17 protein-coding genes are annotated in these 21066 nt (G+C 61.2%); 10 read left to right on the top strand and 7 right to left on the bottom strand.

Annotated features, from left to right (window positions below):
* Nucleotides 1-32: 32 nt before the first annotated feature.
* The 3 genes from NCHU2750_RS10415 to NCHU2750_RS10405 form a co-directional block, all read right to left on the bottom strand.
* On the bottom strand, nucleotides 33-1883 hold the full coding sequence (locus NCHU2750_RS10415; RefSeq protein WP_162939572.1) for an AAA family ATPase: 1851 nt from the start codon (nucleotides 1881-1883) through the stop codon (nucleotides 33-35).
* Between the two features lie 13 nt (nucleotides 1884-1896).
* Nucleotides 1897-2196 carry a DUF6634 family protein gene (locus tag NCHU2750_RS31215; RefSeq protein ID WP_349509027.1) on the bottom strand — a complete coding sequence of 100 codons (300 nt, stop codon included), beginning with the start codon at nucleotides 2194-2196 and terminating at the stop codon, nucleotides 1897-1899.
* Nucleotides 2197-3127: 931 nt separating this feature from the next.
* On the bottom strand, nucleotides 3128-5200 hold the full coding sequence (locus tag NCHU2750_RS10405) for an FUSC family protein (protein ID WP_119940370.1): 2073 nt from the start codon (nucleotides 5198-5200) through the stop codon (nucleotides 3128-3130).
* Nucleotides 5201-5280: 80 nt separating this feature from the next.
* Between NCHU2750_RS10405 and NCHU2750_RS10400 the strand changes: the two genes are divergently transcribed.
* The 6 genes from NCHU2750_RS10400 (at nucleotide 5281) to NCHU2750_RS10375 (ending at nucleotide 11725) form a co-directional block, all read left to right on the top strand.
* Nucleotides 5281-6186 (top strand): LysR family transcriptional regulator, encoded by a 906-nt coding sequence (locus NCHU2750_RS10400; RefSeq protein WP_119940369.1) that lies wholly within the window; start codon nucleotides 5281-5283, stop codon nucleotides 6184-6186.
* Between the two features lie 132 nt (nucleotides 6187-6318).
* Entirely contained in the window at nucleotides 6319-7113 is a 795-nt protein-coding gene (locus NCHU2750_RS10395) for a thymidylate synthase (RefSeq protein ID WP_119940368.1), read from the top strand.
* Nucleotides 7113-7658, top strand: coding sequence for a dihydrofolate reductase (locus tag NCHU2750_RS10390; protein ID WP_119940367.1), 546 nt, complete (start codon nucleotides 7113-7115; stop codon nucleotides 7656-7658). The genes NCHU2750_RS10395 and NCHU2750_RS10390 overlap by 1 nt, the downstream gene beginning before the upstream one ends.
* 140 nt (nucleotides 7659-7798) lie before the next feature.
* On the top strand, nucleotides 7799-8911 hold the full coding sequence (gene hflK, locus NCHU2750_RS10385) for an FtsH protease activity modulator HflK (protein WP_119940366.1): 1113 nt from the start codon (nucleotides 7799-7801) through the stop codon (nucleotides 8909-8911).
* Nucleotides 8908-9855 (top strand): protease modulator HflC, encoded by a 948-nt coding sequence (gene hflC, locus NCHU2750_RS10380; RefSeq protein ID WP_119940365.1) that lies wholly within the window; start codon nucleotides 8908-8910, stop codon nucleotides 9853-9855. The genes hflK and hflC overlap by 4 nt, the downstream gene beginning before the upstream one ends.
* Nucleotides 9856-10072: 217 nt before the next feature.
* A complete protein-coding gene (locus tag NCHU2750_RS10375) occupies nucleotides 10073-11725 on the top strand; it encodes a Do family serine endopeptidase (RefSeq protein ID WP_119940364.1) in 1653 nt (550 codons plus the stop codon).
* 58 nt (nucleotides 11726-11783) lie between these two features.
* Here NCHU2750_RS10375 and NCHU2750_RS10370 read toward each other — a convergent pair whose 3' ends face one another.
* Together NCHU2750_RS10370 and serB are read right to left on the bottom strand one after the other, a co-directional pair.
* Nucleotides 11784-12413: a GNAT family N-acetyltransferase gene (locus NCHU2750_RS10370; protein ID WP_502703836.1), complete on the bottom strand. Its 630-nt coding sequence runs from the start codon at nucleotides 12411-12413 to the stop codon at nucleotides 11784-11786.
* A 6-nt stretch (nucleotides 12414-12419) separates the two neighbouring features.
* Nucleotides 12420-13313 carry a phosphoserine phosphatase SerB gene (gene serB, locus NCHU2750_RS10365; protein ID WP_119940363.1) on the bottom strand — a complete coding sequence of 298 codons (894 nt, stop codon included), beginning with the start codon at nucleotides 13311-13313 and terminating at the stop codon, nucleotides 12420-12422.
* On the opposite strand from serB, the gene miaA reads away from it, so the two are divergent.
* A complete protein-coding gene (miaA, locus tag NCHU2750_RS10360; RefSeq protein ID WP_119940362.1) occupies nucleotides 13314-14234 on the top strand; it encodes a tRNA (adenosine(37)-N6)-dimethylallyltransferase MiaA in 921 nt (306 codons plus the stop codon).
* Here the strand turns inward: miaA and NCHU2750_RS10355 are convergent.
* Nucleotides 14219-16282 carry an ATP-binding protein gene (locus NCHU2750_RS10355; RefSeq protein WP_119940361.1) on the bottom strand — a complete coding sequence of 688 codons (2064 nt, stop codon included), beginning with the start codon at nucleotides 16280-16282 and terminating at the stop codon, nucleotides 14219-14221. The genes miaA and NCHU2750_RS10355 overlap by 16 nt on opposite strands.
* A gap of 379 nt (nucleotides 16283-16661) precedes the next feature.
* On the opposite strand from NCHU2750_RS10355, the gene NCHU2750_RS10350 reads away from it, so the two are divergent.
* The 3 genes from NCHU2750_RS10350 (at nucleotide 16662) to NCHU2750_RS10340 (ending at nucleotide 20188) form a co-directional block, all read left to right on the top strand.
* A complete protein-coding gene (locus NCHU2750_RS10350) occupies nucleotides 16662-18455 on the top strand; it encodes an acetolactate synthase 3 large subunit (RefSeq protein WP_119940360.1) in 1794 nt (597 codons plus the stop codon).
* Nucleotides 18456-18505: 50 nt separating this feature from the next.
* Entirely contained in the window at nucleotides 18506-19078 is a 573-nt protein-coding gene (ilvN, locus tag NCHU2750_RS10345; RefSeq protein WP_119940359.1) for an acetolactate synthase small subunit, read from the top strand.
* Between the two features lie 84 nt (nucleotides 19079-19162).
* Nucleotides 19163-20188: a capsular polysaccharide export protein, LipB/KpsS family gene (locus NCHU2750_RS10340; RefSeq protein WP_245480379.1), complete on the top strand. Its 1026-nt coding sequence runs from the start codon at nucleotides 19163-19165 to the stop codon at nucleotides 20186-20188.
* Here NCHU2750_RS10340 and NCHU2750_RS10335 read toward each other — a convergent pair.
* The gene (locus NCHU2750_RS10335) at nucleotides 20183-21025 is read right to left on the bottom strand and encodes an aldo/keto reductase (protein ID WP_119940357.1); all 843 of its coding nucleotides are present in this window, start codon (nucleotides 21023-21025) and stop codon (nucleotides 20183-20185) included. The genes NCHU2750_RS10340 and NCHU2750_RS10335 overlap by 6 nt on opposite strands.
* Nucleotides 21026-21066 lie beyond the last annotated feature (41 nt).

Here is a 21066-nt window from a genome sequence, read left to right as displayed (position 1 = left end):
AATTGATCCTATAAATGGTTCTTTTCGATGTCTTACGCTGCATCCAGGTTTCCATCTCGTTCGATCTTAACTCGGTGGTGGGTCACAGCGTCTCGCGCAAGGCCAATCACTCTTTCCCGCTCATCAGTGAGCATAGCAAGTACGCGTGCGTATTGGACACGTAAGATTTCGAACAATTCGTCCTCGAATGGCTGAGGCATGGGCTTGTCATCTACCTCTTCGACCGTTCCGAGAAATGCGGGCGTCGTGCCCAAGCCATATGTGGCCACTATCCGCTTCGCCAGGGTCGTTGCTCTTTCGATATCACTGCCAATCACACCTCCAGATCCAAGAGAGCGGTCCCCAAATACAACAGCTTCCGCAGCCATCCCAGCTAAGGCGACCGCAATACGATCGAGCAGCGCTGTTTCCGTCGGAAGATAGTTTTCGATAAGGTCGTAGGACGTCTGCCCGCCCCGAAAAGATGTCGCATTGGGGTCGAATGAATCCTTGATTTCGATCGTCGCGCTCGACGCGTATCCTAGCGCCAAGGATACGAGAGCATGACCGGCCTCGTGGACCCCGAGCCGGAACTGCTGTTCCAGGGAATAGTATCGCTTCTCCGGAAGTCGAGCTCGGAGATGTCGTATCTCCAGTTCGCAACCTTCGTCCCGCGCGTCTTTTCGAGCGTCACGCACCAATTCTTCTAGCGCCGCGGCTGACTTTCCCTCCAGCTCATCGGCAATTTCCACCAAGGATTCGAGCGAAAACTTTGTGCCTGCGTGGTATCGTATAATCTCGGCTCGCGTCCTGGTGTCGGGAAGATGCAGCGAAAAGTGGTTCTCAATTCTCCCTGCCCTTAAAATCGCCGGATCGATCCACTCTGGGTTATTTGTAGCGCCCAAAACGACGACCCCATCGCCCAGATTGTTCATCAGGCTGAGAAACTCGTTGATCACGATTTGCCAGTATTGATCATTATGGTTGCTGGAGGGCCTGGTTGGCCTTGTACCAATGCTGTCGAACTCGTCTATGAAAAGGACTGCGCCACGACCATCGTTTGCATCCTGGAAGCTAGACCTCATCGCGTTCAACGTGTCGTCAAGATGTCCTGCGGACTGCCAAGCCCCGACAGTCGTTGCGATGAGCCTCAATCCCAGTGACGAAGCGAAAGCACTAGCGAATAGTGTTTTTCCGGTTCCTGGCGGCCCGGAAAGAAGTGCTCCGCGGGAAAGCTCCTTCCACGATAGGTTTCCCCGGCGCCACTGCTCGACATCGCGGTAAAGACCACGGACCCAAGGTTTCACCTCGTCGTATCCGGGAAGATCGAAAAGACACGGCCCCGCGACCTCCGCGCGATCAAGTGCACTTAACTCGGCAATCTCGTCTCCCCCGACCGTCTTCTTAAATGTCGCTGCTGCAATGACATTATGTGGCCTTCCGATGAGCAGCTCCGCGTGCTCGTTGGCGATGGGTAGCCTTCCCACCAAGTGACGCGCGGCATTGATATGTCGTGCACATGGCGGCTCGATATGGAACGTTCTCTGTGCCACGAAACGGATATCCCTTGGCACCTCGCTAATGCGGTTTGCGATCAGTACGCGAAGCCCTTTCAGGTCAAAGACTGAAATCTGCTTATCGGTGGATCCCTTCTTTTTTGGGGGGCTGGCTAGACGTATCTCTCCGAATTGTTCACCCCACTCTTCACGCTCGATTTTGAGCAGAAGATGTAAAGCGGACTTGTACACATGTGCTTGGTGTCCGGGCGGTACGACGATTATTATGGGCCCGTCTGAAGGAGAGCTGAGGGTGTACGGCTGTGCCTTGAGCGCTCGTCGCAGACTGCAGTATGCAAGAAACCTGATCGGGTCCTCTGCAAGTTCACTGAACTTGCTGCGCGTCAATCCTCGCCTCATCTCAGTGTCTGCCAGTTTCTGCAGACACACCGAGCCGATACCATCTGCTCAACGTTCTGGCGATGCCGAGTTCAGTGTCGAGGTAGAAGACTTGGCTTGTCGTTATCGGGCGCCCCGTTCCCAACTTCGGATGACCTTCAACGATCCCTTCAAGTATTCCGACCGACATAGGTAGAATCCGATGGCTGTGAAGTATCGGTGAATCTGAAATGTCCGAAATCGACAGGGAAGCGGCCTCTGCAAGGCGGAGATCATCGACCAAACGCGAGAGGGCCTCGACTGGTGCGTATCGTAGTTTCATTTGCAACCTCTTGGAAAACGCCCTAGCGATTCGGGCTCGTCTCAATCCTTGCGGCGCTGAGAACGTCATTGTTGACGTCTAATCAGTCACGAATGACTAATACGACGTCATTAATGACGTCGCAATGGTCATTTTTGCATTTTGTTTGCATGGTGTGATTTTTGGTGACACTCAAACCTTATGAGAGCCCCGAAGCGCATCCTTATTTCAGCGCGAATCCTTGTCGGCCAGACACAGGGTGAGATTGCGCGGGCGTGTGGGCTTGGAACCAAGACGATTCATCGCGTGGAGATTGGGACTGCCGGACCTGGGGCTGTGGAGACGCTCATGGCCTACTATGAGCGATCCGGTATCCGTTTCATTGAGCCGGTTGCTGGTGAAGGCTGGGGGGTTACGGCAACATTCCTGACGCTGCCGTACGAGCAAGAACGGCATGGTTGAACCGGGTCGATGATGAATCTGCATCCACTGCCAGCAGATTTTCATGTAAGACGATAGGGCTCTGTCCGGTGGCCATCACAGTCTACAAGCCCTGCGGGGCCTTTGCTCGGCTGCGCCGAAAAGGACGGGCTTCGCCCGACTTTATCTCATAAGAAGTAGTCAAGCCTGAATCGACTTTAGTATTGGTTCAACGTCGATCAGGCTTGTCTACAAAAACGGAATCGGCCTTTCGGCCGATGCTTTTTTTTGAGTAGGAGAAATGTGCTGAATCTAAGCGAGTGATAAGACAGGACTGATGTCGAGGTTCACAACGTCGACTAAATCAAAGCCGATGTCTGTATAACGCCCCCGGGTCCAATAGGTTTATTACACCGACCGTTTATCGCCATAGCCGGACCGAAATCCGGCATGGCTCATATAGGTGTTTGCGAGGGCGTTGAAAAGGGGGGTATTCGGACTTGGCTTGCCCTTCGAGGCGGCGGCCCGTGGCTCAGGCCGCTTGCTGCGTCTCGGTCCCTGCGCCGACCGGGCCTTTGTCGAGGACATCACTCTGGTCGCCAGCGGCTTCGGCGATTTCCGTCATCAGCACGGCGGCGCGCACAAGCGCGGGTGCTTCGCCGCCGCCATCGGTGCGCGCCAATGCTGCGAGGGCGCCGGAGGCACGTCGTGCAGCGGTCGCGGCTTTGTCGATGTGGCCGCGACCAAGTCTCGTCCGCACTAGCTTGGTGCTGCGCGCCAGGCGCGATCCCGTGCGTGGCTTCATGTGGCGGCCGATCCCGTCGATGAGGATGAGGGCGCGGCCGATCGCGACGGAGGACAGCAATCCCTTGAGGTCGGCTTCCGCCTGCTCGGGCGTGACGATGCCGTCGGTTGCGGCAAGCCTGCCGAGCCTGTCTGCGCCGAGGCTGAGCCAGGTCTCCACCGTCCAGCGATCCGGACGGGTCGCCACGCGGCGGAGATCCCGGTGGGTGGCGGCAAGAAGCCTCGTCCTCACCGCCCTCGGATTGGCCGGGTAGATGAGCGAGAAGACGACGATGCCGAAGCCGACGCCCGTGATGAGTGCGATGGCGCCGTTGAAGAAATCGACGGCCTGCACCCTATCGGCAATGCCCGGCGGCGTCGCCATGTCGAGAAACAGGAAGGCAAAGACGGTGGCCGGCGCGGCATAGCGGGGCAGGCGCATGGCAAGGCCGGCGACGAACAGGAACGTGCCCAGCACGAGTGCCAGGGGCACGAAAGCGTTGATGAGCGGCAGGATGGCGAAATTGCACACCATGGCGGCGGGTACGGCTGCGATGCCGCCGTTGAGGAAACCTTTGCCGCCGGCGATCGGGTTGGGCCTTGTGGCGTAGAGCGCGGCGATGACGGCGGCGATGATGACGAAGGGCGGGCCGGACGACCACGCCGTCATGATCCAGATCAGTGCTCCGACCACGACGGTGACAAAGGCGCGAACGGCGTTCTGCCATGCATGGGTGTGGTCGACATGGAACGCGAACCGCGTGTTCGGGCCACGGCCGGCCCGCGCGGAGAATGCCGTTGCGTAGGCGGCGGTCTGGCGGACGCCTTCGAGCATGATTTCGAGCCTTGCCAGCGTCACCAGCCTCGCCGTGAAGCCGTTATCCTGAACGTTCCGGCTCATCGCATCGCGGACATCTTCCTCCAGCGTCGGCAATTTTCCCAAGGCAAGCGGCATGTCCTTGCCGGCGGTATCGAGAAGGGATGCTACGCTTTCCGCCAGAGGATCCGCGCCCTCGGGATGGAGTTCCAGATGTTCGCGAAGGCCCTGGGCGGTTGCGATGAGTTGCATGATCGAGCCGGAGGCGGCCCGCACGAGGCCGAGACGGCGGCGCATATCGGCTGAGGTGGCTGCAGCGTATTCGGCGCTGACATCGAGCGTCAGGGCCTCGGCGCCGAGTTTGCGCAGGGCGGGACCATTGACCTGCAGCCGGAGGGCAAGTGCCGACGCATCCATCGCCTTCCTGACATAGGCGGCAAGGTTTGCCCTCACCCCGGCAACGGGGTCGCCGCGTGAGAAGGCGGCGCTGACGGTGGCCTCGACGATGATGCCGAGGCAGATATAGAGCATGCGCGAGACGGCGATGGTGAAGACATCTTCCGGCGTCGAGATCGAATCTAGCGAGATGATGACGGCGGTATAGCCGGCCAGAATCGCGCCATAAGAGCGGAAATTCCGCAGGCTCGTGGCGAAATAGGTGCAGACGGCGAGCCACAGGCCGAGAAGAAGGATGAACGGCACGGGCGCCTGCGCCAACGTGCCGACCAGTGCCACGCCGACCGCTGCGCCGACCACGGTGCCGAACAGCCGGTATCTGCTTTTGGACAGGCTCATGCCACGGCTGCTCTGCGCCACGATCCAGACCGTCATCGCCGCCCATTTCGGGTCGTCCATGTTGATGAGAAAAGCGATGTAGAGCGCCAGAAGCGACGCGACGGTGGTGCGAAGGGAAAATTCGATGCCAGGCCAGGTGAGGCCGAAGGGCAGATCGGGAAGACGGTCCGGGAGCAGGACGCGGACCGGGGCGGGAAGGCGCTGCGACATGACGGGGAATTAGGCCTTTTGTCGTGTCGGGATAATATGCCATTATTGGAAGATATTATTGCTTTAAATGGAAATATGCCTTGGTCGATTTCGACGGTATCCGGATTTTTCTGCGGGTGGCGGAGCGGGGCAGTTTTACCGCCGCGGCGCAGCAGCTCGGCCTGCCGCTGACGACGGTCAGCCGCAAGGTGAAGGCGCTTGAGGACAATCTCGGCATCCAGCTGGTCTATCGCACCACGCGGCGGGTCTCCGTCACGGAGGCCGGGCGGGCCTATTACGAAAGCTGCGCGCGGGCGCAGGAAATCCTCGAAGAGGCCGACAGAAGCGTCCGGGCATTGCGCCTGGAGCCGTCCGGGACATTGAGAGTGCTGATGCCCTATACGCTCGGGTTGATCGCGGTCGAGCCGCGGCTGGCAGAGTTTCGCCGGCGCCATCCGCAGGTGCAGATCGTGCTCACCTATGACAACAATCCGCTGGACCTGATCGAACGCGGCCTCGACGTCGCGCTGCGCTACGGGCCGCTTGCCGATTCCGTCTATGCCGTCAGGCATCTGGGGTGGTCGCGGGCGAAGCTTGCTGCAAGCCCCGCCTATCTCGACCGCCATGGCGAGCCGGCGAGCCCGGCCGATCTGGTCAATCACGAACTGCTGCTGATGGGAAGCCTTGCGCCGCTTTCGACGCTGCGGCTGGTGGATGATCGCGGCGACGTGGCGGAGGTCACGGTCAAGCCTGCCCTGATGTCCAACGAATCCGGGACGCTGATCCGCCAGGCGATCGCCGGCGAGGGGATCGGGTTGTTTTCGGCGCAGTTCTCCGCCGCGCTGTTTCATTCCGGCCAATTGCGGCCGGTCCTGCCGCAGTGGCGGCGGGCGCGGGATATGGAGCTGACGGCGGTGTTTCCCCAGCATGCGACGCTCGATCTCAAGGTGCGCGCCTTCGTCGATTTTCTCGTCGAGGTGTTCGCCGATTGGCATGCTGCCGTCTGATAATTGGCAGTGGCGGTTCGACAGACGCTGCCGCGCCGGTGGAAAACGTGCAAAACCGCACGTGCGGGATTGGTCGATGCGACTCGTGCTATTATGTGAAGGCTCTCAAGCAAACCGGAAGGCTGGCCTGCCATGAAGCAGTATCTCGACCTGTTGAAGCATGTGATGGAGACCGGCACCGACCGTGGCGACCGGACCGGAACGGGCACGCGCTCGGTTTTCGGCTATCAGATGCGCTTTGATCTGGAAGACGGCTTTCCGGTTCTGACGACCAAGAAACTGCATTTAAGATCGATCATCATCGAACTCCTGTGGTTCCTGCGCGGCGATACGAATATCGCCTATCTGAAGGATAACGGCGTTTCCATCTGGGACGAGTGGGCCGACGAGAACGGCGATCTCGGCCCGGTCTACGGCTATCAGTGGCGCTCCTGGCCCAAGCCCGAAGGCGGGCATGTCGACCAGATCGTGCAGTTGATCGAGGGGTTGAAGACCAATCCCAATTCCCGCCGGCATATCGTCTCGGCCTGGAACCCGGCCCAGGTCGACGACATGGCGCTGCCGCCCTGCCACTGCCTGTTCCAGTTTTATGTCGCGGACGGACGGCTTTCCTGCCAGCTCTACCAGCGCTCGGCCGACATCTTTATCGGCGTGCCGTTCAACATCGCTTCCTATGCGCTGCTGACGATGATGGTGGCCCAGGTCGTCGGCCTGCGTCCCGGCGATTTCGTCCACACGTTCGGCGATGCGCATATCTATTCCAACCATGTGGAACAGGCGAAGCTGCAGATCACGCGCACGCCGAAGCCTTTGCCGGTGATGAAGATCAATCCAGAGGTGAAGGACATATTCGGCTTCAAGTTCGAGGATTTCGAGCTGCAGAACTATGTGGCCGACGCGCATATCAAGGCGCCGGTGGCTGTCTGATGGCCGATCCTCACAAGGGCGTTGTCCCGCTCGCTATATTCGTGGCGGTTGCGCGCAATGGCGTGATCGGCCGGGATGGCGACATGCCATGGAAGCTTTCCACCGACCTGAAGCGCTTCAAGTCGATGACTCTGGGCAAGCCGATGATCGTCGGGCGCAAGACGCTCGACAGTTTCGGCGGCAAGCCCTTGCCGGGTAGGCCGCATGTGGTGGTGACGCGTGATGCCTCGCGCCAGATCGACGGCGTGCAACTGGCAGGCTCGCTGCAGGAGGCTATCGACAAGGCACGGGCGATTGCAGCCGAGAGCGGGGCAGAGGAAATCGGCATTCTGGGCGGCGGCGAGATCTACCGGCAGGCGATCGATCTGGCCGACCGGCTTTACGTGACCCATGTCGAGGCCGAGATCGCCGATGGCGATACGGTGTTTCCGGCGATCGATCCCGGCCAGTTCGAGAGGCTTTCCGAAGAACCGGTTCCGGCCGGCGAAAAGGACAGTTACGCGACGCGTTTTACCGTCTATCGCCGAAAAATTGCGGCAAACTGAAACATTTCGTTACCGTTGAACGGGAAGTTATTGAACGCGCGTTGAAAGCGGTGCGTCCGATACCTATAACGGGCGGGACCCCTTGTTGTTCTTCGATGAGTTGCGTGACGGGGGAGGGAGACACGTAAAAAGAGGTTTTGATGCCCTGGAGCAATCAGAATGGCGGCGGCGGCCCTTGGGGCGGCGGCGGCAATGGCGGCGGCGATAATAAAGGACCCTGGGGACAGGGACCGAACCGCCCACGCGGCGGTGGAGGAGGCAATGGCGGCCCGCCCGATATCGAGGACATCATCCGTCGCAGCCAAGACCGGCTGAAGGGGTTCGTTCCGGGCGGCTTCAACGGTGGCGCCGTCGTCATCGTGCTGCTCGTCATCGCAGCATTCTTCGTCTTCCAGTCCATCTATACTGTGCAGCCGGACGAGCGTGGCGTCGAACTGAGGTTTGGCAAGCCCAAGGAAGAGATTTCCATGCCGGGCCTGCATTTCCACATGTGGCCGCTGGAATCCGTCGAGATCGTCAAGGTCACCGAGCAGCAGCAGAATATCGGTGCCGCTCGCGGTTCCAGCTCGAATGCGGGCTGGATGCTGACCGGCGACCAGAACATCGTCAATGTGCAATTCTCGGTCCTGTTCACGGTGACCGATCCGAAGGCCTATCTGTTCAATCTGGAAACGCCGACCGCAACGCTGCAGCAGGTGGCTGAAAGCGCCATGCGCGAGGTCGTCGGACGTCGCCCGGCGCAGGATATTTTCCGCGACAACCGCGAGGAAATCTCCACCGAGGTTCGCAACATCATCCAGGGTACGATGGATACCTATGGTTCCGGCATTTCCATCAATGCCGTGCCGATCGAGGATGCGGCTCCGCCGCGCGAAGTCGCCGACGCATTCGAAGAAGTGCAGCGCGCCGAGCAGGACGAGGACCGTTTCGTCGAGGAAGCCAACCAGTATGCCAACCAGAAGCTTGGTCAGGCACGCGGTCAGGCAGCGCAGATCCGTGAAGAGGCATCCGCCTACAAGGATCGCGTGGTCAACGAAGCACAGGGTGAAGCCCAGCGTTTCGTCTCGATCTACAACGAATATGTCAACGCGCCGGAAGTCACGCGCCGCCGCATCTACCTGGAGACAATGGAGTCCGTGCTGAAGTCGTCGAACAAGATCATTCTCGATGGCCAGCAGGGGGCGGTTCCCTATCTTCCGCTCACCGACATGCTCCGTAACCAGACCGTACAGCAGCAGGGAGGCAGCAAATGATCTCGAACCGTTTGCCGGCCATCCTTGTCGGCCTCGCCATCGTGCTGTTCCTCGGCTATTCGTCTGTCTTCATCGTCAATCAGCGGGAGCAGGCGATCGTCATCCGCTTCGGCGAGATCCAGGACGTGAAGCGCGAGCCGGGCATCTATTTCAAGCTGCCATTCGCCTTCATGGACGCCGATCGCGTCCAGTATGTCGAAGACCGGGCCCTGCGCTTCGACCTCGATAATATCCGCGTGCAGGTGAAGGGCGGTGCGTTTTACGAAGTAGATGCTTTCGTCGTCTATTCGATCACGGATCCGCGGAAATTCCGCGAGACGGTTTCGGGTGATCGCGAATCCGCCGAATCGCGGCTCAGCACCCGCCTCGATGCCGCACTTCGCCGGGTCTATGGTCTGCGCGACTTCAGTGCGGCACTGTCCAACGAGCGCGTCTCGATGATGCAGGATGTCCGTTCCGACCTCAACGGCGCGGCGGAATCGCTGGGCCTGACGATCCGCGACGTGCGCATCCGCCGGACCGACCTGACGCAGGAAGTCTCGCAGCAGACCTTCCAGCGCATGCGGGCGGAACGTCTCGCAGAAGCCGAGCTGATCCGTGCCCGTGGTAACGAGCAGGGCCAGCGGCGCCGGGCCATCGCCGACCGCCAGGTCGTCGAGCTCGTCTCGGAAGCGCAGAGGGATTCGGAAATCCTGCGCGGCGAAGGCGATGCAGAGCGCAACCGCATCTTTGCCGATGCGTTCAAGCGGGATCCGGGCTTCTTCGAGTTCTACCGGTCGATGCGGGCCTATACAGCTTCGCTTGCCGATCATCAGACGACGATGGTGCTTTCGCCCAAATCGGAGTTCTTCAAGTTCTTCGAATCCGCCGATGGCGCAAACCCGCCGGCTGGTGGGCCTGTGGTTCCGCCGCAGGCGCCGGCTCAACCGGCGCCGGGGAAGTAAACAACCGAAGCGAAAGGGCGGCCTGGCCGCCCTTTCTGCTTATCGGCCGGGAGTTTTATGTGCAGGGATTGGCCCTCTCACGAAAAAGGTAATTTCCTGCCGGATCATTCCACCCTATTCTCTGCCGAAACTCTGCCTGATTCAGCCGCTCCAATGAGCAGTTCGACGACGCCCGTCCATCGGGCTGCGCAGATAGTCCAAAATGCGAGGAGGCCAGATGGCTCAGCAGGTTCGATCGTCCTGGAAGCGCGTTGCCTTGGGAGGCGTTGCGCTTGCCGTTACAGTCGCTCCGATGTCCGGCTGGGCACAGTCTCAGGCACCCAAGCCGTCCCAGGCGCAGGTGCCCGCCGCGCCGATGCCGTCTCAGGGCGGTTCATCCGCCGGCTCGATGCTGCCGGCGCCGCCGCCGGCAACACGCTCCTTCAATCCGCCGCCATCGCCTGCTGCGAACGCGACCCCGGCAGGGCCGGCATCGCTTGCCGATCTGTCGGCAGGGCTGCTCGATGCAGTGGTCAACATCTCGACATCGCAAAACGTCAAGGATGCCGGCAACGGACCTCAGGAGCCGAAGATCCAGCAGGGATCGCCCTTCCAGGAATTCTTCGACGACTTCTTCGACGGCAAGGACGGGAAGGACGATAACCAGAAGGTTTCCTCGCTCGGTTCCGGCTTCGTCATCGATCCATCGGGTTATGTGGTGACGAACAACCATGTGATCGAAGGCGCCGACGATATCGAGGTCGTATTTGCCAATGGCACGAAGCTGAAGGCGACGCTGATCGGCACGGATACCAAGACCGATCTTTCGGTGCTGAAGGTCGAGCCGAAGGCACCGTTGAAGGCGGTACCCTTCGGTGATTCCCGCCGCATGCGGATCGGCGACTGGGTAATGGCGATCGGCAATCCGTTCGGGCTTGGCGGATCGGTGACGCTCGGCATCATCTCGGCGCGCGGCCGCAACATCAATGCCGGGCCCTATGACAATTTCATCCAGACGGATGCGGCGATCAACAAGGGCAATTCCGGTGGTCCGCTGTTCAACATGCGCGGCGAAGTGATCGGCATCAACACGGCGATCATTTCTCCCTCGGGCGGCTCGATCGGCATCGGCTTTGCCGTGCCGACGGAAATCGCCGAGAATGTCGTCCACCAGTTGATCGAGTTCGGCGAGACGCGGCGCGGCTGGCTCGGTGTGCGTATCCAGCCGGTGACCGACGATGTGGCCGAAAGCCTTGGGCTCGACCGTGCCCGCGGGGCGCTGGTGTCGGGCATCGTCAATGACGGGCCGATCAAGAAGGGCGAGATCAAGCCCGGTGACGTGATCGTCAGCTTCGACGGTTCCCCGGTCAACGAGATGCGCGACCTGCCGCGGATCGTGGCCGAAAGCCCGGTCGGCAAGGAAGTCGATGTCGTGCTGATGCGCGACGGCAAGCAGCAGACCGTGAAGGTGACGCTCGGACGCCTGGAGGACAGTGCGCAATCGGCCGATGCCGACAGCGACGAGCCTGACGACGGCGATGCTCCCGACACCGACAATGGCGGCGACCAGAGCACGGAGCAGAGCAACGAGCCGGTCAAGGCCTATGGCATGACGATCGCGCCGCTCGATGACGCCCAGCGCAAGAGCTTCGGCATCGCCGAAAGCGTCGACGGCGTGGTGGTGACGGAGGTCGCGCCCGGCTCGGTTGCTGCCGAGAAGGGCGTGAAACCGGGCGAAGTCATCGTCGAGATCGCGCAGGATTTCATCGAGGCACCCGGCGACGTGACGGACCGGATGCAGGCATTGAAGTCGGAAGGACGGCGCAATGCGCATGTGATGATCGCCGACAAGAACGGCAACCTGCGCTTCGTCGCGATCCCGCTCGACTGATGGGCATAGCATCGGCCCGAAAATCGGAATCGATTTTCGGAAAGCCTGATGCGTAGATTCAAGGAAATAGAGCGTCGTGCGTCCATTCGGACGCACGACGCTCTAGATTGGTGCGGAAGCCTGTTCGGTGTTCCGCACCAGCCATTGACGGCGCGTGACGGCATAGACGATGTGCCGTTGCAGCTGCGGATGCGTGTCCGGTACCCGAGGGTGATCGAAGTCCAGCCTCGGGATGCGGTACATTCCAAGGCGCTTCATGACGGCGGTCGAGCGCCGGTTGGTTTCGACGGCGAAGGATACGATGGTCTCCAGCTTGCTGGAGGAGAAGGCCCAGTCGAGCAAGCCTTTCGCCGCTTCCGTGGCATAGCCCTTGCCCCAGAATTTTGGGGCGAGCCGCCAGCCGATTTCTGCTGTGCCGGCCGGAAAAAGCCGGCCAGGACATGCCGCAGAAGCCCAGCGCCTGGCCGGTTTCTTTGAGGACAATGGCATAGAAACCCATGCCGTCATCGGTGATCATGCCGTTGAGCTTGCCGAACAGTGCATCGGCCTCGGCGTCGCTGCGGCGGAAGGCGAAGAATTCCATCACCTTGGGATCGCTGTTGATTTCGCGAAAGAGATCACGATCGCGCGGCAGCCATGTCGCAAGCGACAGGCGCTCCGTGTGGGCGACCGCGACCCTCTCACTCATCTGCTTTTACCCGGCGGTTACGAAATCGCTCTTCCTGTAGCCCTGGATATAGAGGAGGGCGGTCAGATCGCCATGGTCGATACGGATTTTCGCTTCGGCGGCAACGCTCGGCTTGGCATGAAGAGCTACGCCGGAACCGGCAATGCCGAGCATGCCGAGATCGTTGGCGCCGTCACCCACCGCAATGACATCCTCGGGCGTTATGCCGAGCCTTGCCGAAATCTCTTCGAGCGCATCGACCTTCGCCTGCTTGCCGAGGATTGGCTCGGCCACTTCGCCGGTCAGGAAACCATCCTTCTCGATCAGGATGTTGGCGCGGTTCTCGTCGAAGCCGAGCATGGCGGCGATGCGGCTGGTGAAGACGGTGAAGCCACCTGATACGAGCGCCGAGTGATAGCCCTTGGCCCTCATCGTGGCGATCAGTTCGCTGCCGCCCGAGGTCAGCGTGATCCGTTTGGCGATGACTTCGTCGACGACGGAAATCGGCAGGCCTTTCAGGAGTGCGACGCGCTCGCGCAGGGCCGGTTCGAAGGCGATCTCGCCGTTCATGGCACGGGCGGTGATGCCGGCCACCTTGTCCTTCAGGCCAACGACGTCGGCGAGCTCGTCGATGCATTCCTGGCCGATCATGGTGGAATCCATGTCGGCGATGAGAAATTGCTTGCGACGGGTTTCGGCCTGCTGCACGACGGTGTCGATCGGCTGCCCCGTGGTCAGTTCACGCAAGGCTGCCTCCGCGGCTGCGACATCCTCGCCGTCGCGCAGGGCAATATCGCAGGCGATGCCGTCCGCAAGCCAGTAGAGACCCGAGGCTTTCACGGCCTCTGCCGCCTTCTCTGCGATGGCCGGCGTGAGGACCGGATTTGACGGATGGGCGATGAGCGTGGCAACGAAAGCCATATGGAGAACCTTGTGCAAGAAACTGACGCGATCCTGATAACCGGGCCGACCGCCAGCGGCAAGTCGGCTTTGGCCCTGCGGCTGGCCAGGGAGCGGAATGGCGTCGTCATCAATGCGGACAGCATGCAGGTCTATGACACGCTGAGGGTGCTGACCGCACGTCCTTCGACGGAGGAGATGGGCGGCGTTGATCATCATCTCTACGGTCATGTGTCCGCCGCCACCGCCTATTCGACGGGCGAATGGCTTCGGGATGTCGAGGCGTTGCTGCCAGTGGTTCGCGAACGCGGCCAGATGCCCATCCTGATCGGCGGAACAGGGCTCTATTTCAAGGCGCTGACGGGTGGGCTTTCCGACATGCCGGAGATCCCTCAGGAGATCCGCTGCGAGGTCAGGCTGAGGCTGAAGGAAGAGGGGCCGGAAGCGCTGCATGCGCAACTGGCGAAGACAGACATGCAGGTCGCCGGATCATTGGAGCCACGCGACGGGCAGAGGATTGTCAGGGCGCTGGAAGTGCTGGCGGCCACCGGGCGCTCGATATCGGAATTCCAGGGCAAGCAGGGGCCGGTGATCGTCGATCCGGCCAAGGCGCAGAAATTCGTGGTGCTGCCGGATCGGGCGGTACTGCAGGCGCGAATCAACCGGCGCTTCGAGGCGATGTTTGCGGGCGGGGCGGTCGAGGAGGTCGAGGCCTTGCTTCGCCTGCAGCCATCGCCGGACGTGCCGGCGATGAAGGCAATCGGTGTTCGGGAGATTGTCGAGATGCTGGAGGGGCGGATGACATCGGCCGAGGTGATCGAGAGAAGCTCGGCGCTGACCCGCCAATATGCCAAGCGGCAGATGACTTGGTTTCGTAACCAGATGGACGACAGCTGGCAGCGTGTCGACGGCAGCGGAGCGCCGCTTCAGTCCTTTTCGTAGAGGCTGCTCAGCGGCTTTTTCAACAGGCTTTCGCGGAAGGAGCCCTCTCTTCGCAGGAAGGGGTTCGGTCTGGCTGCGGCATCCGGTGCGGGTGGTGTTGCAGGTGCTGCCGGCGGGCGCTCGCGCAGCGGCAGCGACGGACGCCCGTCGAGCCGTGGCGGTTCTACCGTGCGCGTCGGGCGGGGCAGCATATCGGGATGGTAAGGCACGGAGGGTGCGCTTTCGACGGGCTGGCTGGTGCCCGATGGCCCGAGCTCCCGCTTCCAGCGCTGCAGTTCGATATCGTTTGCCGGCTGCAGATCTGCCGAATTGACCGGAGGGAAGGGGTCTATCGAACTGGCTGATTCCGCCGCCAGATAACTCTGCTGGAAGGCACTGATATCCGGTCCGCTGACGGATCGCATGCGCGAGATGATCGAGCGAAGATCGACCGTATCCGGCGTATCGTCCAGGCCCTTTTCCGCCACGCCATGGGCCTGGGGCAGGTGGTTGTTGTCCACATGGGAAAACTTCATGCGCATCGGCACCGCAATGGCCTCGCCGAAGGCGATCGCCTCGCCATTGCCGATCGACGACAGGAAGCTGGTGGTCGAGACCGACGAGTTCGGAATGGCCGACTTGATGATTTCCTGGTCGTGATCGTTCGACAGGCGCATGGCAAACAGTGTCGAGCACTGCGACAGGATGGTCTGGTCGAGTTCTCCCGGACGCTGGGTGATGACGCCCAGCGATACGCCGTATTTGCGGCCTTCCTTGGCGATCCGGGCGATGGCCTGGCGGGTCGGCAGGAAGCCGAGGTCCGGATTGGCCGGTACATAACGGTGGGCCTCCTCGCAGACGACCAGCATATGGATCGCGCCATTGCTCCAGAGCGCGATTTCAAAGGCCATGCGGCAGAGGATCGAGGCGACGGAATTGACCACTTCCGAGGGGATGCCGGCGAGCTGGAAGGTCGAGATCGGCCGGTCGTCGCCCGGAACGCGGAAGATGTGGGCGATGGTCTCCATGATCGTGTCGTTGATCGTGTTGTTGGAGAACATGAAGTGGTAGCGCGGATCGTTGATCGCCGAGATGATCCGCATCTTCAGCGACCGGAGCGCGGGCTTTTCGGCGCGGCCTTCAAGCCGGCCGATGCGGTCGTCGATCAGGGCCAGAAGATCGGCCATGCGATAGGGCACCGGCGTATCGGCGGTGACCGCGCTTTTTTCCGAGGTGCGGCGCGTGAGGCTCGAATCGCTGCCGCGAAAAGCGCGCTTGGCCTCAGGGATGAGGTCGCGGAGAATATCCAGTTCGTCCGCGATCGCCGGCCGGCCGCGGAAGACGACTTCGGCGAATTCTTCCAGTCGCATCAGCCAGAAGGGCAGGTCGAGCGTATCGGTGTCGATGACGACAGCCTTTTCGGGGAAAGCTGCGGCAAATTCATTATGCGGGTCGAGAATGAGGACGCGCAGCTTCGGGTCGGCCTTGATCGCCTTGTGCAGGAGAAGCGAGACGGCGGTCGATTTGCCGACGCCGGTCGAGCCGACGATGGCGAAGTGCTTGGACAGCATGGTCGGCACGTGGATCGACGCATCGATGCTCTCGTCCTGGGTCAGCTTGCCGATGACGCAGGTCTCGTCCTTGCCGGGATCGTAGATCTTGACGAGGTCGGCAGCGCGGATGCGGTGGGCGATCGCGCCGAGATAGGGATAGCGCGAGATGCCGCGCGAGAATTGTTCCTGGCCATCGTCGCTGACACGGACTTCGCCGAGCAGTTCGACCTCGATCTGGAATTTGGTGTCGTCGCCTTCGGCCCAGTCGCCCGCGCCGGTCTGCATCGAATAGGCCAAGGCCACGACGCGGTTCCTGCCGACGGTGATCGAGATCAGCCGGCCGACGGACCAGAGTTCGGTAAGTTCGGTATCGCCACGCTCGGCAACGGCTGCGATCGTCGCATGGGCGCCATTGCACGCGACAACACGGCCGAGGAAGCGGTTTCCCGGCTTCAGCGGATCGCGACGGTCGTGTTCTCCCTTCTCCGGGGAGTGATGGAGGTCGTCATTCAGCAAGAGGCGCCCCTGCCACTTAGGAATGAAAATTCGGGCCCGCGTGAGGCCGGCGCACTGATCCGGCACATTATGGCCCGCGCCTTAATAACTGGTGTAGGGTTTGGGGGCAGTGATGGTGGCAGTTGTGCCAGAACGGTCATCACGCATATTTTGCGCGCCTGCCGCGTTGACGAATGCGCTTTATGCGGTTAACACTCGCGACCATGAAAAATTCGATGGTAATTATTCTTGTGGGAACGCGCATGGGCAGGACGGTGTAACCGTCCGGCGACAGCCACCCATGCGCGGAAAGACAGGCTCCTCAAGGGGCCTTTTTTTATGCCCAAAATCCGGCTCGGAGGAGCCGCCGGTAACAATCCAGGAATGAACGGACGAGGACATGACGGACACCAACAACCAGATGCCAGACAACAGAATGACTGGCGCGGAGATCGTTCTGAAGGCGCTGAAGGATAACGGCGTCGAACACATATTCGGCTACCCGGGTGGGGCGGTGCTGCCGATCTATGACGAGATTTTCCAGCAGGACGATATCCAGCATATTCTCGTGCGCCATGAACAGGGCGCCGGCCATGCGGCCGAAGGTTATGCCCGTTCGACCGGCAAGGTCGGCGTCATGCTCGTCACCTCCGGTCCGGGTGCGACCAATGCCGTCACGCCGCTGCAGGATGCGCTGATGGACAGCATTCCGCTCGTCTGCCTGACCGGGCAGGTGCCGACAACGCTGATCGGTTCGGATGCCTTCCAGGAAGCCGATACGGTCGGCATCACCCGGCCGTGCACCAAGCACAACTGGCTGGTCAAGGACGTCAACGAGCTCGCCGGCGTCATCCACGAGGCTTTCCGCATCGCCCAGACCGGCCGTCCCGGCCCGGTCGTCGTCGATATCCCGAAGGATATCCAGTTTGCGACCGGCACCTACATGCCGCCGTCGGAAGCGACCGCGTTGAAGAGCTACAAGCCGAAGGTCAACGGCGATCTCAATGCCATCCAGGCGGCGATCGAGCTGATGGCGACGGCACGCCGTCCCGTCCTCTATACCGGCGGCGGTGTCATCAATGCCGGGCCTGAAGCCTCCAAGCTGCTGCGCGAACTGGTCGAACTGACCGGCTTTCCGATCACCTCGACGCTGATGGGACTCGGCGCCTATCCGGCATCGGGCAAGAACTGGCTCGGCATGCTGGGCATGCACGGTTCCTACGAGGCGAACCTCGCGATGCATGACTGCGACGTCATGGTCTGCGTCGGTGCGCGCTTCGACGACCGCATTACCGGCCGCGTCAACGCGTTTTCGCCGAATTCGAAGAAGATCCATATCGACATCGACCCGTCGTCGATCAACAAGAATGTCCGCGTCGACATTCCGATCATCGGCGATGTCGGCCATGTTCTGGAGGACATGGTTCGTCTGTGGCGGGCCCTGCCGAAGAGGCCTGAAAAGGCGCAGACGGCCGACTGGTGGGCGGATATCGAGCGCTGGCGTGCGAAGAAGTCATTCTCCTACAAGCATTCGAACGACGTGATCATGCCGCAATATGCGCTGGAGCGCCTCTATGCCGCGACCAAGGGGCATGACACCTACATCACCACGGAGGTCGGCCAGCACCAGATGTGGGCGGCACAGTTCTTCGGCTTCGAGGAGCCGAACCACTGGATGACATCGGGAGGTCTCGGCACTATGGGCTACGGCCTGCCGGCGGCACTCGGCGTGCAGGTGGCGCATCCCGATGCTCTCGTCATCGACATCGCCGGCGATGCCTCGATCCAGATGTGCATCCAGGAAATGTCCTGTGCCATCCAGCATAACCTGCCGGTCAAGATCTTCATCCTCAACAACCAGTATATGGGCATGGTGCGCCAGTGGCAGCAGTTGCTGCATGGCAACCGGCTGTCGAATTCCTATACCGAGGCTATGCCGGACTTCGTCAAGCTGGCGGAAGCCTATGGTGCCGTCGGCATGTATTGCGACGATCCGAAGGAACTGGACGACAAGATCGCCGAGATGATCGCGGTCAAGAAGCCGGTCATCTTCGATTGCCGCGTTGCCAATCTCGCCAACTGCTTCCCGATGATCCCGTCGGGCAAGGCACATAACGAGATGCTGCTGCCGGACGATGCGACGGACGAAGCGGTTGCCACCGCGATTGATGCAAAGGGCCGTCAGCTCGTCTGAGACGGGCTGCCGCATGTGAAAGCAACGCTTGAGGAAACGGACCCAAGATCATGAACGCACATCAACAGCCGACCGGCTCCGCCTATTTCATCAGCCCCGAGACCGCCAAGGTCGAGAACCACACGCTATCGGTTCTCGTCAACAACGAGCCGGGCGTGCTTGCGCGCGTCATCGGCCTGTTTTCGGGGCGAGGCTACAATATCGAGAGCCTTACGGTCTCGGAGACCGAACATGAGTCTCACCTATCGCGAATTACCATCGTCACCAACGGTACGCCGACCGTGCTGGAGCAGATCAAGGCCCAGCTCGAGCGGATCGTGCCCGTCCATCGGGTGCTCGACCTGACGGTCCGCGCCCGTGATTTCGGTCAGGAACGGCCGATCGAGCGCGAAGTGGCGCTGGTCAAGGTGGTCGGGCAGGGTGAGCGGCGGGCGGAGACGCTGAGGCTTGCCGATGCCTTCCAGGCCAAGGTGGTCGACGCGACGGTCGAGCATTTCATCTTCGAGATCACCGGCAAGTCGTCGAAGATCGACCAGTTCGTCGCCGTGATGAAGCCGCTCGGGCTGATCGAGATCTGCCGCACCGGCATCGCGGCGATGAACCGTGGCCCGCAAGGCATGTAACGGCGGTTTTATCCGCCATCGACAAAGGGCACCGTCCGCGCTAGGCGGATATCCACGATAACGTCAGCGAAGATGGTGTCCGCGTTGAAACATGATGATCCCGACAGGATCGGGGGAAAGCCCTGGCTTCTCCCGATCGGTACGCCGATCGGCTCCATGCACTGGCTGCGGGACGATCTGCCATGGGTGAAGGACTATCTGGGGCTCGACGAGATCCTCAGCTGCTTCACGCCAGGCATTGCCGGCACGATCGCCTGGGGCGGGCGGATCGGTTCCAAGATCACCAAGGCCATCGCAATCGCCCGTTTCCTCCCGCACTGGCGGCTGGAGGACGGTTTTTTGCGCTCGGTCGGTCTCGGCAAATCCGGCTCGCTGCCGCTGTCGATCGTCGTCGACGATCTCGGACTTTCGACCGATGCATCGGCTGCTTCAAGGCTGGAGCGATTGATCGCTGAGGCCGATGATGCTGATGCAGGGCTCGGAGCCGACGTGAAGGATGCGATCGTCCGGCACGGACTTTCCAAATACAATCATCTTCCCGACAACGAGCCACGCTTCGAACAGAGTGGCCGGCGGCGAATCCTCCTTGTCGACCAAGTGCGTGGCGATGTCTCCGTGCCGCGCTCGCTCGGGTCGGAAAAGTCGTTTGAACTGATGCTCGACGAAGCGCTGGCGACGGGTGCGCATTGCATCGTGCGCACGCATCCGGATGTGATTGCCGGCTATCGTCGCGGGTATCTCACGGAAATCGCTGCCGGCCGCTCGGGCGTCGAACTTTCCTCCGAGCCGGTATCCGCGGCCGCAATCCTGAAGGCCGTCGATGAGGTGTGGACGGTGGCAAGCCAGTTCGGTTTCGATGCGCTTTTGCGCGGCGTGCCGGTCCGCTGCTATGCGGCACCGTTCTATTCCGGCTGGGGACTGACTGAGGATCGGATGAGCAGCAAGGCGCGGCGCACCATTGCGCGTCGCCGAGTGGTGACACGCAGCGTCGATCATCTCGCTGCCGCTGCCTTCATTCACTACCCCGTCTATCGCAATCCCGAGACATGGGAGGCGACGGACGTGTTCCGGACGATCGAGGCGATCGTTGCGGGTCGCAAGGCGTTATAGCATTTCGAGCGGCAGCTTTCTGCGCGGCGGCGGGAAGGCAAGGTCAAGGGCCTGCCAATCCCTGTCGCTGATGTCGAGGGCCATGGCACAGGCATTTTCCTCGACCCGCTCGGGGCTCGATGATTTCGGAATGGCGATGACGCCCTGTTGTCTGATGAGGAAGGCAAGCGCGACCTGCGCCGGGGTTGCCTGATAGGCCTTGGCGATGCGCACAAGCTCGGCATTTCGCAGGATGCGGCCCTGTTCGATCGGCGAATAGGCCATGACCGGGATGCCGCGCTGCTGGCACCAAGGCAGGAGATCGTATTCGATGCCGCGCCGCGACAGATTGTAGAGAACCTGATTGGCGGCGCAGTTTTCGCCGGCCGGCACGTCGAGCAATCCCTCCATGTCGTCTGCGTCGAAATTGGAAACGCCCCAGGCGCCGATCTTGCCGGTTTCACGCAGGTCTTCGAAGCCTGCGACCGTGGCCTCCAGTTCGTGTTCGCCGCGCCAGTGGAGAAGATAGAGGTCGATACGGTCGGTCTTCATGCGCGACAGGCTGCGGTGACACGCGTCGATCACGCCGCGGCGGCTGGCATTCCAGGGATAGACCTTGGAGACCAGAAAAACCTCGTCGCGTCGGTCGGCAATCGCCCGTCCGGTAATGATCTCGGCGCCGCCTTCGCCATACATTTCTGCCGTGTCGATCAGTGTCATGCCGAGGTCGAGGCCGCGTTTGAGGCTCTCGACTTCCCGGTCAGCGCTGCGGGCATCCTCGCCCATCTTCCAGGTTCCGAGCCCAAGAGACGGTACGGATATTCCCGATGGAAGGCGGGTGACGGGCATGTCGGGCATGGCAATTTCCTCGGCCGATATTCGCTATGTCCAGTCTAAGC

It is taken from the genome of Neorhizobium sp. NCHU2750, from assembly GCF_003597675.1.
GTDB lineage: Bacteria > Pseudomonadota > Alphaproteobacteria > Rhizobiales > Rhizobiaceae > Neorhizobium.
The sequence above is the reverse complement of the archived record's forward strand: the minus strand, read 5'-3'. Positions and strand labels throughout refer to the sequence as shown.

Coding starts and splice junctions, on each gene's coding strand:
- NCHU2750_RS10370 (WP_502703836.1), bottom strand. CDS start 12,413: ATGAGTGAGAGGGTCGCGGTCGCCCACACGGAGCGCCTGTCGCTTGCG.
- NCHU2750_RS31215 (WP_349509027.1), bottom strand. CDS start 2,196: ATGAAACTACGATACGCACCAGTCGAGGCCCTCTCGCGTTTGGTCGAT.
- hflC (WP_119940365.1), top strand. CDS start 8,908: ATGATCTCGAACCGTTTGCCGGCCATCCTTGTCGGCCTCGCCATCGTG.
- ilvN (WP_119940359.1), top strand. CDS start 18,506: ATGAACGCACATCAACAGCCGACCGGCTCCGCCTATTTCATCAGCCCC.
- NCHU2750_RS10405 (WP_119940370.1), bottom strand. CDS start 5,200: ATGTCGCAGCGCCTTCCCGCCCCGGTCCGCGTCCTGCTCCCGGACCGT.
- NCHU2750_RS10350 (WP_119940360.1), top strand. CDS start 16,662: ATGACGGACACCAACAACCAGATGCCAGACAACAGAATGACTGGCGCG.
- serB (WP_119940363.1), bottom strand. CDS start 13,313: ATGGCTTTCGTTGCCACGCTCATCGCCCATCCGTCAAATCCGGTCCTC.
- NCHU2750_RS10375 (WP_119940364.1), top strand. CDS start 10,073: ATGGCTCAGCAGGTTCGATCGTCCTGGAAGCGCGTTGCCTTGGGAGGC.
- NCHU2750_RS10335 (WP_119940357.1), bottom strand. CDS start 21,025: ATGCCCGACATGCCCGTCACCCGCCTTCCATCGGGAATATCCGTACCG.
- hflK (WP_119940366.1), top strand. CDS start 7,799: ATGCCCTGGAGCAATCAGAATGGCGGCGGCGGCCCTTGGGGCGGCGGC.
- miaA (WP_119940362.1), top strand. CDS start 13,314: ATGGAGAACCTTGTGCAAGAAACTGACGCGATCCTGATAACCGGGCCG.
- NCHU2750_RS10390 (WP_119940367.1), top strand. CDS start 7,113: ATGGCCGATCCTCACAAGGGCGTTGTCCCGCTCGCTATATTCGTGGCG.
- NCHU2750_RS10395 (WP_119940368.1), top strand. CDS start 6,319: ATGAAGCAGTATCTCGACCTGTTGAAGCATGTGATGGAGACCGGCACC.